The organism is Aurantibacter sp., from assembly GCF_039941195.1.
Taxonomy (GTDB): domain Bacteria; phylum Bacteroidota; class Bacteroidia; order Flavobacteriales; family Flavobacteriaceae; genus Aurantibacter_A.
The window spans coordinates 139,829-153,470 of the sequence record NZ_JBDVFA010000060.1; the positions used below are offsets into that span (position 1 = coordinate 139,829).

Here is a 13,642-nt window from a genome sequence, read left to right on the forward strand (position 1 = left end):
CAAATATAAACTAGTTTTTGAGATGCCAAAAGAAAAAAAAGAAAAATATTAAACAACTTCAGCTACTACAAATGTACTTCCCCCAATAAATATAAAATCGTTTATCATAGCATTTTGCTTTGCCATAGCAAATGCATCTTTCACTGAAGCACATTGCACTCCCTCAAGTCCATATTTTTCAGCCTTTTCAATCAATTCCAAAACTTCTAACCCTCTTGGAATATCAGGTTTCGTAAAATAATAATCGGCATCTTTTGGAAAAAGTGGCAAAATAAAATCAAGGTTTTTATCCTTTACAAATCCTAATACAATATGAAGTTTATTAAATTTCTGTTGTTTTAACTGTACAAGTACCTCTGAAAGTCCTTCTTTATTGTGAGCTGTATCACAAATAACCATCGGATTTTCATCCAAAACTTGCCACCTACCCAACAAACCAGTGTTTTCTACCACATTTGCCAATCCTTTTTCAATATGAGTTTCCGATATCTCAAAACCATCAAGCTTCTTTATGGTTGCAACAACACCTTTTATATTTTTAATTTGATAGCTACCTAACAAAGACGTCTTGTACTCTTTGTTTATTATTTTATCCGCGAAAATAATCTCTGCATTTCTTTCTTTAGAAATAGTATGGAAGATTTTGGCTATTTCCTCCTGAAATTCTGAAATAACCACAGGAACACCTTCTTTAATAATTCCAGCTTTCTCAATGGCAATTTTCTCCAAAGTATCGCCTAACATATCAACATGATCTAATCCAATATTGGTAATTAAAGACACTTCAGGGATAATAATATTTGTTGAATCTAATCGACCACCAAGTCCTACTTCTATAATTGCTATATCTACAGAATTCTCAGCAAAGTAATCGAAAGCCATACCTACTGTCATTTCAAAAAATGAAAGCTGATTCCCTTGTAAATACTCCTTATGTTTAGCAATGAAATCAACTACAAAATCCTTTTCAGCCGGCTTGCCATTTATCCGTATACGTTCTCTAAAATCATTTAAATGTGGTGAGGTATAGAGTCCTGTTTTATATCCCGCTGCTTGAAGAATAGAAGCCAACATATGACTGCTTGAGCCTTTACCATTAGTACCAGCAACATGTACGCTTTTAAATTTATGTTCCGGATTACCTAAAAAACTAGCTAAAGAAATGCTTTTATCAAGTTTTGCATTGAAAGCACTTTTACCTTTTTGTTGATACATTGGAAGCTGCGCAAACATCCAATCTAAAGTTTCTTTATAGGTCACTCTCCCAACTTAAAGTTTACAACCACGAAACCTACTTGCTGACTAGGCGCATTAGAATCTAAATTCCATTTATGCTTAAAGGCCGTTTTTTTCGCTGGCTCCAACAAACACGAACTATTATTAGTTGTGCCTCGCACACCGGGTGTAGCACTAATTACATTACCATTCTTATCAACAACAATTTTCACCACTACTCTACCAGCCTCATTACATTGTTGCGCAACTTTTCCACGACTAACCAGCGACCTTCCGTTAAGACCATAGCCACCCGTTCCACTTCCAGAACCAGGACTGCCATAATAACTAGTAGCGTATGGATCACCATCTGGCGACCCTTTATCTCCAGCTCTATTATCATCCCCTTCTGACCCCGAAGCAGTGCCATCAGATTTATTCAGGCCACCCATTAATTCATCTAACTTTTTCTTTTTTGCCTCTTGCTCCTTACGGGCCTTTTCTTCAGCATCGCGTTTTTCTTGTGCTAATTTGGCCGCTTTTGCTTTTTCTCTTTGGATTGCTTCCTCTTTTTTCCGCTGTGCTTCTTTAGCTGCATTATCAGCTTTTCGCTTCGCTTCCTTGGCTTGCTTAATCTTTATAGCCTCTTCACTTTCTTGGGTAAGCACTTTTTCAGAAGGAGTTTCTTTTTCGGCTACCGCCTCAGGCTCTTCTTCCACAATTTCCTCAACCACCTCTTCAATAGCTTCCTCTTGCTTTGTAGGTTCAACAGGAGGAGTATCTAATGGTTCTGAACGAATTTTCTCCTTTGGCTGCACATTTCCTGAACCAAAGTTTGTAGTTCCAAAATTTACGGATATACCCATCTCTTCTGGTGGATCCATATAAGTCATACCTATATAAAAAAGAATAAGTACAAGCGCACTTAAAATTGCGGTTGTAAGGGTAAATGATTTTTTCTTGTGTCTCGTATCTAGTAAAGGCATCGGGCCAACTTATTTTTCAAGTTCAAATCAAAAATGTTGCCAAAAATAAGCAAACACTACTTTAAGCAATGTGTAGGTGTGATGTGGGTGTACTTTTTTTACCGAAATTTAATTCGGTCGAACAGCCAAAATAACTTTATAATTATTTCGATTTGCAATATCCATGACATTTACAGCCTCTTTAATTGCAACACTTTCTTCTGCTCTAAGTATAATTGTAGGTTTGTCTTGGCCATCTAAAGCCTTTTTCAATTCCACCTCAATATAGTCTCCGTTAATTCTTTCATTATTCACAAAATACTGCAAATTCTTATCAATACTCACAGATACATTTTGTGTATTTGTTGACTTACCTTTAGCCTTAGGCAAAAGTAAATCCAATGCATTCGGTGAATTTGCTGTTAACATGAAAAATATCAACAATAGAAAAACTATATCGGTCATGGACGACATACTAAAATCTGGACTGACCTTATTTCTTCCTTTCAATTTCATAAACAGCTACTAAAGAGGTTCGTTCAAAAGGTCTAAGAATTCCACAGCATTGGCTTCCATTTTATGAACAACCTTATCAGTTCTATTCACTAGGTGGTTGTAACCAATATAAGCAATAATACCAACTATAAGACCAGCAACAGTAGTTGTCATTGCTGTGTATATACCAGAGGCCAAAGACCCCATTTCTGCTTGACCACCACTAGTCGCCATTTCATGGAAAGCTAATATCATACCAATAACAGTCCCTAAGAACCCAATCATTGGTGCTGCTCCAGCAACTGTTGCTAGAACACTTACGTTTTTTTCTAATTTGTATACTTCTAGCGTACCAGCGTTCTCGATTGCTGTGTTAATATCATCAAGAGGTTTTCCAATTCTAGAAACACCTTTCTCAGTTAATCTAGCTACTGGCGAATCTGTTTGCGTGCATAACATTTTTGCCGCATCAAGCTTACCACTTGTTACGTAATCACGAATCTGATTCATGAAATTCTTATCTATTTTTGAGGCAGCCTTGATAGCAAAAAGTCTTTCAAAATAAATATAACAAGCTACAAATAGCAATATAAATAGAACACCTATTATAACGATACTACCCACACCTCCACTGAATATTAAATCTATTACAGAAAGTGTTTTTTCTTCTGATAGTGCCTCACCCATAGCTGGGTCTTGAGCTAGGTCTTGAAAAATTGACATATAAATTCCCTTTGATTAGTTGCCTTTATAACGGTAGATTATCGATTAAATTATCCATGTAATACGAAATCTCTCAACAAAACAAAAGTTAATGCACCCATTAAAAAACCAACAAGTGCCAACCATGCTATTTTCTTAAGATACCAGAAGAAATCTATTTTCTCCATACCCATTGCAACAACACCTGCAGCAGAACCAATTATTAACATACTACCACCTGTACCAGCAGAATAGGCAATAAAATGCCATAAAGGATTATCCATAGGTTCAGAGAACATTCCTAAACTCGCTGCCACTAAAGGCACATTGTCAATTACAGCAGAACCCACACCAAATAACATTACAACAATATCAGTGTTCGGTATAGCCGTATTTAAACTTTCAGCATAGTGAAATAAAATACCTAAAGACTCTAATGCTGCAACAGCTAATAAAATCCCTAAGAAAAACAAGATACTTGGCAACTCAATTTTTGACAACGAACTATGTACTGGACTATGATGACCAACAGAATCGTCACCTTCGCCATCTACATTAGACATACTAAATTTAGAATTACTATAAATTTCAGCAAAAGTTGCCACAACAGCTAAGGAAAGCATCATACCAACGTAAGGTGGTAAATGAGTTACAGTTTTAAAGAAAGGAACAAATACAATAGCACCTAAACCTAAATAAAGCATTGTTGCTCCATATTTCGATTTTGACTCTTCTAAATTACTTACATCACTATCTATATTCCCTTGAAATGCTTTAAAACGACTTGCTATTAAAACAGGAACAACCATACAAACTATTGATGGTAATAAAACGTGTTCTACTAATTGCAAAGCAGAAACTTTATTAGCAATCCATAACATTGTAGTAGTTACATCACCAATTGGCGACCATGCCCCACCTGCATTCGCAGTAATAATTATCATACCAGCAAACCAAAGTCTAGTTTCACGATCATTAATTACTTTTTGAAGTATCGTAATTAAAACAATTGTAGCTGTTAAATTATCAATTATAGCAGATAGTATAAATGCCAAAATTGAAAATAACCATAGTAACTTTCTTTTACTTTTAGTCTTTATAAACCCTTTTATTGTAGCAAAACCATCGAAATAATCGATAATTTCAACAATTGTCATCGCCCCTAATAAAAACACTAAAATCTCTGCTGTTTTCCCTAGGTGATGCAATAATATTTCCTCTAAATGAGTTGGCTCTAACTGCCTCAGTTCGGTGTTAACATTAAAAACATCCATATGAGTTAAAGCAATAATAGCCCAAAGCAAGGCCATCATCGCCAAAGCCGGAATAAGCTTATCAATTTTAAGATTATGTTCAAGTGTGATAGCAAGATACCCCGCTAGAAATACGATGATAATAATGGTCTCCATAATAATATAGTTAGTTTAATACTAGTTGTTCTGGTACTCCAATAAATACTAATTCACTAAAATTTAGTATTGTAATATTTGGCCTAAATATATTCAAAATTGCTTTCCTAATAGTACTCAAAGTATTAATTAATATTAAAATATCTTTCTTCCCTTCTCCAAACCTCACAAAATGAAGGCTCAAGACAATGCGCTACTTAAAACATTTAACATAAAAAAGAATTTGAAAATTAGTAGTTTCAAATCATGTTAATATTAATAACCATTAAATGCCATTTTCCGAATGGCTAAAAATCAACAATTGACTTGTATCTTTGTTTAATATCAAAATAAATCATTTTCTATTATGGATTTTTCACTTACAGAAGAACAATTAATGATTCAACAAGCGGCAAGAGATTTTGCCCAAACCGAACTTTTACCAGAAGTTATTGAGCGAGATGACGCCCAACGTTTTCCAAAAGAAGAAGTAAAAAAAATGGGAGAACTTGGATTTTTAGGGATGATGGTCGATTCCAAATACGGCGGGAGTAATTTAGATACAATTTCTTACGTACTGGTAATGGAAGAACTTTCAAAAATAGACGCATCTGCTTCAGTTATCGTTTCTGTAAATAACTCCCTTGTTTGTTGGGGCCTAGAAACTTATGGAAGCGAAGCTCAAAAAGAAAAATATTTAACGCGCTTAGCTACTGGAGAAATTATCGGAGCATTTTGTCTTTCTGAACCTGAAGCAGGTAGCGATGCCACTTCTCAAAAAACAACAGCCATTGACAAAGACGACCATTATTTATTAAATGGTACCAAAAACTGGATTACAAATGGTGGTACTGCAGAAGTATATTTAGTAATAGCACAAACAGATAGAGAAAAAGGCCACAAAGGTATAAATGTGCTTATAGTAGAAAAAGGCATGGATGGGTTTGAAATTGGTCCTAAAGAAAATAAACTTGGCATACGCGGAAGTGACACGCACTCTTTAAACTTTAACGATGTAAAGGTTCCTAAAGAAAACAGAATAGGTGATGATGGATTTGGATTTAAATTCGCGATGAAAACTCTTGCTGGTGGTCGCATTGGAATTGCAGCCCAAGCCTTGGGTATTGCAGCTGGAGCTTACGAATTAGCATTAAAATACTCCAAAGAGCGTAAAGCTTTTGGTACTGAAATAGCAAATCATCAAGCGATTGCTTTTAAGCTAGCAGATATGCACACCCAAATTCAAGCGGCAAGACATCTTGTTTATAAAGCAGCATGGGACAAAGACCAAGGTGAGAATTATGATCTTTCTGGTGCAATGGCAAAACTATATGCCTCAAAAGTTGCTATGGACACCACAATTGAGGCCGTACAAGTGCATGGGGGAAATGGTTTTGTGAAAGAATATCACGTTGAACGCTTAATGAGGGATGCTAAGATTACCCAAATCTATGAAGGCACCAGTGAAATTCAAAAAATTGTAATTTCCAGAAGCATTTTGCGTGATTAAAGCAAACTTTACTTGAATAAAGTATTTGATCAATGGTTTTCAAATAATCCCATTATCAATATCACAATTAAATAGGGTGAAAATTTCGAAATTTCACATAATTTGGACAATTATCACAAACGTTGATTTTTTTATTCGATTATCTAGCAACAATTGCAGATAATACAGCAAAATTGATATTTTTGATTAAATACCTCAAGAACATGACGTTGAAGAAACAGGGGCTTTATTCGCCCGAATTTGAGCACGATAACTGCGGAGCAGGATTTATCTGTAGCCTTAAAGGAAAAAAGTCTAATGATATAATTCATAAGGCATTAGAAATTCTAGATAAACTAGAACATCGTGGTGCTGTAAGCGCCGATGGTAAAACTGGTGATGGCGCTGGTATTCTCATCGACATACCCCACGAATTCTTTCTAGAGACTTGCGCATTTGATTTACCAGAAGCTGGAGAATATGCCGTTGGCAATATTTTCTTACCGCAAAAAGAAAATCAACGCGATTTCTGTGTAGCTATTTTTGAAGAGAACATTGAAAAGCAAGGCTTAAAATTGTTGGGCTGGCGTGATGTTCCAGTAAATCGTTCAATTCCAGGCAGAATTGCTATGGAGACAGAACCATATGTAAAGCAATTGTTTGTTGGAAAAAGTTCTGATGACCAATCTTATTTCGATTTTAATTTAAAATTATATATCGCTAGAAAAACGACAGAGCATAAAATTAATGCTTCTAAAATGTCTGAAAACAAGTTTTTCTATGTTCCAAGTCTATCTACGAAAATTGTAATTTTCAAGGGACTTTTAATGCCGAAAGATATAAGTCTGTACTACAAAGACTTAATGGATCCACGTGTGGTTACTCGCCTTGCATTAGTACACCAGCGTTTTTCTACCAATACATTCCCAACTTGGGATCTTGCACAACCATTTAGGTATATGTGCCATAACGGTGAAATTAATACGCTTCGTGGCAATGTTTCTAGAATGAAATCTCGCGAAGAACTCTTAAAGAGTGATTTATTTGGCGAAGAAATTAAAAATATACTTCCGGTAATTCTTCCTGCTAAATCTGATTCAGCTACTATGGATATGGTTGTTGAATTATTATTAATGACAGGTAGATCGTTGCCCGAAGTAATGATGATTTTAGTACCAGAAGCATGGGAGAAGAATCCTAATATGTCTGATGCTAAAAAGGCTTTTTACGAATATCATTCTTGCATGATGGAACCGTGGGACGGACCTGCATCTATTCCTTTTACCGATGGAAATTATATTGGAGCCGTTTTAGACCGAAATGGATTACGACCATCACGTTACTCCGTAACCAAAGATGGCTATGTAATTATGTCTTCTGAAGTAGGTGTTGTGGATTTAGAGCCAGAAAACATTCAAATGCATGGTCGTCTAGAACCAGGCAAAATGTTTTTAGTTAACATGGAAGAAGGTCGCATCGTTAATGATGAGGAAATCAAAGAAGAAATAGCTAAGCAAAATCCATATAAAAAATGGTTAGATAATAATATGGTACATCTTGCAGATATACCTTATAATGACTGCCCTTTATTTTTAGGCGAAGCTAGTTTAGAAAAAAGAAAATCAACTTTTGGCTATACACAAGAAGATATCAATACGATAATTCTTCCAATGGGCAAAAGCGCAAAAGAACCAATCGGCTCGATGGGTTCTGACACTCCTATTGCCGTGCTTTCCGAAAGACCACAACTTATTTACAATTATTTTCAACAATTATTTGCTCAAGTAACGAACCCTCCATTAGATGGAATTCGCGAAGAAATGATTACCGATATAAGTCTGACTTTAGGTAGTGACCAAAATATTTTTGAACCTACAGAATTACATTGTAGAAAGTTGAAAATAAAAAATCCGGTAATATCCAAAGAAGATTTAGATAAAATAAAAAATTACGATGTTAGTCCGGATTATAAGGTTGTGTCCATTCCGATGCTTTATCAAATCAAAAAAGGACTTAATGGACTTGAAGATGCTTTAGCTAATATTTTAGACCAAGCATCAAAATCAATTGATGAAGGAACAAATATTATTATTTTATCCGACCGTAATGTAAGTAAAGGATTAGCCCCAATACCAGCTTTATTAGCTTGTTCTTTTGTAAATAGTGGTTTACAAAGGTTAGGGAAACGATCAAAATTAAGCGTCATTATAGAATCTGCTGAACCAAGAGAAGTACACCACTTCTGTTTGTTATTTGGTTTTGGTGCCAGTGCTATAAACCCTTATTTGGTTAATGAAATTATTGCTGAACAAATTGAAGAACGCGATATCACAGAGTATTCATTTGAAGATGCAATACAGAACTACAACAAAGCTATAGGCAAAGGGATTCTCAAAGTGATGAATAAGATTGGAATCTCTACATTGAATTCTTATCGAGGTTCCCAGTTATTCGAATGTATTGGCATTAACACTAAAGTTGTAGACAAATACTTCCCAAATACCCCAACTAGAATACAAGGAATTGGGCTCTATGAAATAGAAAAAGAGATTGCAAAAAGACATCAAAAAGCTTTTTCAGATGTAGAAATAGCAGCAGATCTTGATTTAGAAGTTGGTGGTGAATATCGTTGGAGACGTGATGGAGAAAAACACATGTTCAACCCATTAACTATTGCTAAACTACAGAAGGCAGTTCGTGGTAATGAGCCTGAAACATATAGTGAGTATGCTAAATTAATTAATGAACAATCTAAAAGCTTACTTACTATTCGAGGTTTATTTGAATTCTCGAACTACGACCCTATTCCATTAGAAGAAGTAGAGCCATGGACAGAAATTGTAAAACGATTTAAAACAGGTGCCATGTCTTATGGTTCCATTAGTAGAGAAGCACACGAGAATTTAGCAATTGCAATGAACCGTATTGGCGGTAAGAGCAATTCTGGCGAAGGTGGTGAAGATCCAGAACGTTTTTATAAAAATGCATCTGGAGATTGGAAAAATAGTGCAATTAAACAAGTTGCATCAGGTCGTTTTGGTGTAACATCCAACTACCTTACCAACGCTAAAGAGATACAAATAAAAATGGCACAAGGTGCCAAGCCTGGTGAAGGCGGACAATTACCTGGTCCAAAAGTAAATCCAGCAATTGCAAAGACGAGAAATTCAACACCATATGTTGGTTTGATTTCCCCTCCTCCGCACCACGACATTTATTCAATCGAAGATTTATCTCAATTAATTTACGATTTAAAATCCGCTAACAGAGCTGCAAGAGTGAATGTAAAACTTGTTTCTGAAGTTGGAGTTGGAACAGTGGCAGCCGGTGTTTCAAAAGCAAAAGCTGATGTTGTATTAGTTTCTGGTTTTGATGGCGGCACTGGAGCATCACCTTTAACATCTCTAAAGCATGCAGGTCTACCTTGGGAACTGGGAATTGCTGAAGCACAGCAAACTTTAGTGATGAACGATTTAAGAAATAGAATTGTTCTTGAATGTGACGGACAATTAAAAACAGGACGTGATGTTGCAGTAGCCTGTCTACTTGGAGCTGAAGAATTCGGTTTTGCAACAGCACCACTTGTTGCATCGGGTTGTATTATGATGCGCGTTTGTCATCTAAACACATGTCCGGTTGGAATAGCAACTCAAAACCCTGAATTACGCAAAAAATTCGCAGGTAAACCAGAGCACGTTGTAAACTATATGTACTTTGTTGCTCAGGAGCTTAGAGAAATTATGGCGCAATTAGGTTTCAGAACTGTTAATGAAATGGTTGGCCAAGTACAAAAATTGGATCGCAAAAAAGCCATTGAGCATTACAAAGCTTCAGGAATTGACTTGAGTCCAATTTTACATCAGATTAATGTTCCTGCAGGCACTAAACTTTACAACACTAAAAAGCAAAGCCATCATATTGAAGATTCTATAGAATTTGATATCATCAAAAAAGCAAACCCTTCTTTGTTCCGTAAAGAAAAACTTGCACTTGATTACCCTATTAAGAATACAGATCGAGCTGTTGGTGCAATTATAAGTAACGAAATTTCTAAAACTTACGGCGCAGAAGGCCTACCTATTAATACACTAAAAATTAATTTTACAGGATCTGCAGGACAAAGTTTCGGCGCTTTTGCAACAAGAGGCTTAACACTTACTGTAAATGGAAATACAAATGACTATCTTGGCAAAGGACTTTGTGGAGCAAAACTAGTTGTGAAAGTTCCTGAAAAAGCGACTTTTGTACCAGAAGAGAATGTAATTACAGGCAATGTAGCCCTATACGGAGCTACTGCCGGTAGAGCATATATTAACGGTAAAGCTGGTGAACGTTTTTGTGTTAGAAATTCTGGAGCAAAAACTGTAGTAGAAGGTATCGGTGATCATGGTTGTGAATACATGACTGGTGGTATAGCCGTTATTCTTGGTGAAGTTGGTCGAAATTTCGGAGCTGGAATGAGTGGTGGAATAGCATATGTATTTGACCCTAATAAAACATTTGAAAATAACTGCAATAAAGAGTCTTTAAATCTTCTGCCTGTTGATGAGCAAGAAGACATTAAACAATTAAAAGAATTAATCGAGAGCCATTACAATTATACAATGAGTCCGTTGGCACAGCGAATACTTGAGAATTGGGAGAAGAATCTTCCTAAATTCGTAAAAGTATTCCCTGAAGAATACCGACAAGCACTTATAAGAATGGAAGAAGAAAAATTACAAAGTATATAGTTGAGACATGGGAAAGACTACAGGATTTTTAGAATTTGAAAGAAAAGTTGAGGGATACGAACCGGTTGAACAACGTGTTAAAAACTACAAGGAATTTACGACACCCCTTAAAGAAAATGATTTAAAGAATCAAGGAGCGCGCTGTATGGACTGCGGAATTCCTTTTTGCCATAGTGGATGTCCACTAGGCAATTTAATTCCCGATTTTAATGATGCTGTATATCGCGGCAAATGGGAAAAAGCAGCAGCTATATTACATTCGACAAACAATTTTCCTGAATTTACAGGACGATTATGTCCAGCACCATGCGAAGAAGCATGCGTACTTGGGATTAATGAAGACCCAGTAACTATTGAAAATATAGAAAAAAATATTGTTGAAACTGCATTTAAAAAAGGCTGGGTTGTAGCTCAACCACCAGCAGAAAGAACAGGCAAAAAGGTAGCAGTAGTTGGTTCTGGCCCTTCAGGATTGGCTGCAGCACAACAATTAAACCGCGCTGGACATTTAGTTACTGTTTTTGAACGCGATGAAAAACCAGGTGGGCTTTTACGTTATGGCATTCCTGATTTTAAAATGGAAAAACATATTATTGACAGAAGACTAGAAGTTTTAAAAGAAGAAGGTATTGAATTCAAATGTGGTGCACATGTCGGTGTAGACATAAAAGCTGACGAATTAAAAAATGATTTCGATGCAATAGTTTTATGCGGAGGAGCAACAGTTCGACGCAACCTTCCAATAGAAGGTGCTGATTTAAATGGCGTAGTGCAAGCGATGGATTTCCTTCCTCAAAACAATAGACGAGTAGACGGTGTTAAGAAATTTGATAAAGAAATTTTAGCAACCGGTAAAGATGTTGTTGTAATTGGAGGGGGTGATACTGGATCAGACTGTATTGGAACTTCTATAAGACACGGTGCTATATCAGTTTCCAATTTCGAAATTATGCCAATGTCCACTACTAGTCGACCAAAAGACCAACCGTGGCCATTTTGGCCAATGCGTTTGCGTACAAGCACATCACACAAAGAAGGTGCCGATCGATTTTTTAGTATTTCAACGAAAAAGTTTATCGGTGATAAGAATGGCAACTTGAAAGGTTTAATTACAGCGGAAGTAGAGTGGATAAAAGAACCTGGAAAGAGACCTACTCTAAAAGAGGTTGAAGGAACTGAAAAAGAATGGAAATGCGAATTGGCATTATTAGCCATGGGATTCACTGGTTCTGAAATGACAATTGCTGAACAATTAGGTCTTGAAGCTGATGCCAGAACTAATATTAAAGCAACAGAAGATAATTATAAAACTAACGTTCCAGGCGTGTTTGCTGCAGGTGATCAAAGAAGAGGACAATCTTTAATCGTTTGGGCGATTTCAGAAGGTCGTCAAGCTGCTCATCATATAGATTCTTATCTTATGGGGTCTTCTAATTTACCTTTAAAAGGTCCAGGAGATTTACCTAGAGTATAATACAACATTACAAATAGTTCGTTAGAGGTTTTTTTAACTGCAAAGTGTTTTCTTAATCAATTTAGCACGGTATATTTGCAAACTCAATCAAACCTCTAATGAACAAACTTTTCTCAATACTGCTTTTTGCAGCGTTTTCCATTATTTCTAATTCACTTTTTTCTCAAGTTACTATTGCCGGAGAAGTAAAAGACAACCAAGGAAATCCTTTGGCTGGAGCAAATGTTATGTTATCTCCAGATGACAAATTTGTTATTACTGACATGCAAGGGTTATTCGAAATACCCGGTATTAATAAAGGGACTTACACACTTACAGTTTCATATGTAGGTATTAGAACCCATAAAGAAACACTAGAAGTTGCGAATAAAGATATCTCACTAGCACTTACTTTATTTGACGACCCACTTAATTTACAAAATGTTGTGGTCACAGGAAATTTTGATCCAAGACTGCAACTACAATCTAGTACGGCAGTTACTACTTTAAATGCAAAAGCAATACAAGAAACAACACAACGAGGAACTGCAGATTTATTACAAGCAATACCTGGCACATTTACTGACCCATCAGCAGGTGAAGTATTCACAAAAGTATATACCAGAGGTATCTCAGCCTCAGCAGAAGATGACATGGGGTGGTATTACGTATCCTTACAAGAAGATGGCCTGCCTGTTAGTTTAGTCCAACATTCGTATTACGGACCAGATTTGTTTCATAGAGTTGATATCACAACAACTAAGTTAGAAGCTATCCGAGGAGGCAATGCAGCTATTACAGCACTTAATGGCCCTGGAGGTATCTACAATTTTATCTCACAAGCCAAAAGAGAAACTTTTGGAGGAGAAATTCAATTACAAGTTGGTGTCCAAGGAGAAAGTAATTTAAGCACAAGAATAGACGGAACTATTGGAGGTTCTTTTGGTAACAACTGGTATTACAATGTTGGCGGTCATTACAGAAACGATGAAGGTGCCCGAAATACCGATTTTACATTCAGCAAAGGTGGACAAATTAAGTTTAACCTACTTAAAGAGCACAGTAATGGCTATATTAAGTTCTACGGTAAAATTTTAGATGATTTCACGAATAGATATACAGGAGTAGCAGCAGTTAATTGGGATAACCCGGAAGCAGCTTTTGGACAAGATTTTAAATCTACAGCTTTAATGATGCCCGCC

General features: G+C 36.2%; 9 protein-coding genes. 4 read left to right on the plus strand and 5 right to left on the minus strand.

Features of this window, described 5'->3' with window-relative positions:
* Positions 1–48: 48 nt before the first annotated feature.
* The 5 genes from ABJF52_RS10030 to nhaD all read right to left on the minus strand — a co-directional run bounded on the left by ABJF52_RS10030 (position 49) and on the right by nhaD (position 4,786).
* Positions 49–1,260 carry a folylpolyglutamate synthase/dihydrofolate synthase family protein gene (locus ABJF52_RS10030; protein ID WP_348149611.1) on the minus strand — a complete coding sequence of 404 codons (1,212 nt, stop codon included), beginning with the start codon at positions 1,258–1,260 and terminating at the stop codon, positions 49–51.
* A complete protein-coding gene (locus ABJF52_RS10035; protein WP_348149613.1) occupies positions 1,257–2,201 on the minus strand; it encodes an energy transducer TonB in 945 nt (314 codons plus the stop codon). The genes ABJF52_RS10030 and ABJF52_RS10035 overlap by 4 nt, the downstream gene beginning before the upstream one ends.
* 108 nt (positions 2,202–2,309) lie before the next feature.
* On the minus strand, positions 2,310–2,696 hold the full coding sequence (locus tag ABJF52_RS10040; protein ID WP_153755673.1) for a biopolymer transporter ExbD: 387 nt from the start codon (positions 2,694–2,696) through the stop codon (positions 2,310–2,312).
* Positions 2,697–2,705: 9 nt separating this feature from the next.
* Positions 2,706–3,398 carry a MotA/TolQ/ExbB proton channel family protein gene (locus ABJF52_RS10045; RefSeq protein ID WP_348149615.1) on the minus strand — a complete coding sequence of 231 codons (693 nt, stop codon included), beginning with the start codon at positions 3,396–3,398 and terminating at the stop codon, positions 2,706–2,708.
* 50 nt (positions 3,399–3,448) lie between these two features.
* Positions 3,449–4,786: a sodium:proton antiporter NhaD gene (nhaD, locus tag ABJF52_RS10050; RefSeq protein ID WP_348149617.1), complete on the minus strand. Its 1,338-nt coding sequence runs from the start codon at positions 4,784–4,786 to the stop codon at positions 3,449–3,451.
* Positions 4,787–5,132: 346 nt separating this feature from the next.
* Between nhaD and ABJF52_RS10055 the strand changes: the two genes are divergently transcribed.
* From ABJF52_RS10055 to ABJF52_RS10070, 4 genes are all read left to right on the plus strand, one after another.
* The gene (locus ABJF52_RS10055) at positions 5,133–6,275 is read left to right on the plus strand and encodes an acyl-CoA dehydrogenase (protein WP_348149619.1); all 1,143 of its coding nucleotides are present in this window, start codon (positions 5,133–5,135) and stop codon (positions 6,273–6,275) included.
* A gap of 203 nt (positions 6,276–6,478) precedes the next feature.
* Complete coding sequence (gene gltB / locus ABJF52_RS10060; RefSeq protein WP_348149621.1) at positions 6,479–10,987, plus strand: glutamate synthase large subunit; 4,509 nt, start codon at positions 6,479–6,481, stop codon at positions 10,985–10,987.
* 7 nt (positions 10,988–10,994) lie between these two features.
* A complete protein-coding gene (locus tag ABJF52_RS10065) occupies positions 10,995–12,461 on the plus strand; it encodes a glutamate synthase subunit beta (RefSeq protein WP_348149623.1) in 1,467 nt (488 codons plus the stop codon).
* 98 nt (positions 12,462–12,559) lie between these two features.
* Positions 12,560–13,642: TonB-dependent receptor (locus ABJF52_RS10070; RefSeq protein ID WP_348149625.1), on the plus strand; the 1,083-nt coding region annotated here is incomplete at its 3' end.

What these genes read in the sequence shown, in the direction of transcription:
- ABJF52_RS10035 (WP_348149613.1), bottom strand. Translation starts at nt 2,201, where the DNA reads ATGCCTTTACTAGATACGAGACACAAGAAAAAATCATTTACCCTTACA.
- ABJF52_RS10040 (WP_153755673.1), bottom strand. Translation starts at nt 2,696, where the DNA reads ATGAAATTGAAAGGAAGAAATAAGGTCAGTCCAGATTTTAGTATGTCG.
- ABJF52_RS10045 (WP_348149615.1), bottom strand. Translation starts at nt 3,398, where the DNA reads ATGTCAATTTTTCAAGACCTAGCTCAAGACCCAGCTATGGGTGAGGCA.
- nhaD (WP_348149617.1), bottom strand. Translation starts at nt 4,786, where the DNA reads ATGGAGACCATTATTATCATCGTATTTCTAGCGGGGTATCTTGCTATC.
- ABJF52_RS10055 (WP_348149619.1), top strand. Translation starts at nt 5,133, where the DNA reads ATGGATTTTTCACTTACAGAAGAACAATTAATGATTCAACAAGCGGCA.
- gltB (WP_348149621.1), top strand. Translation starts at nt 6,479, where the DNA reads ATGACGTTGAAGAAACAGGGGCTTTATTCGCCCGAATTTGAGCACGAT.
- ABJF52_RS10065 (WP_348149623.1), top strand. Translation starts at nt 10,995, where the DNA reads ATGGGAAAGACTACAGGATTTTTAGAATTTGAAAGAAAAGTTGAGGGA.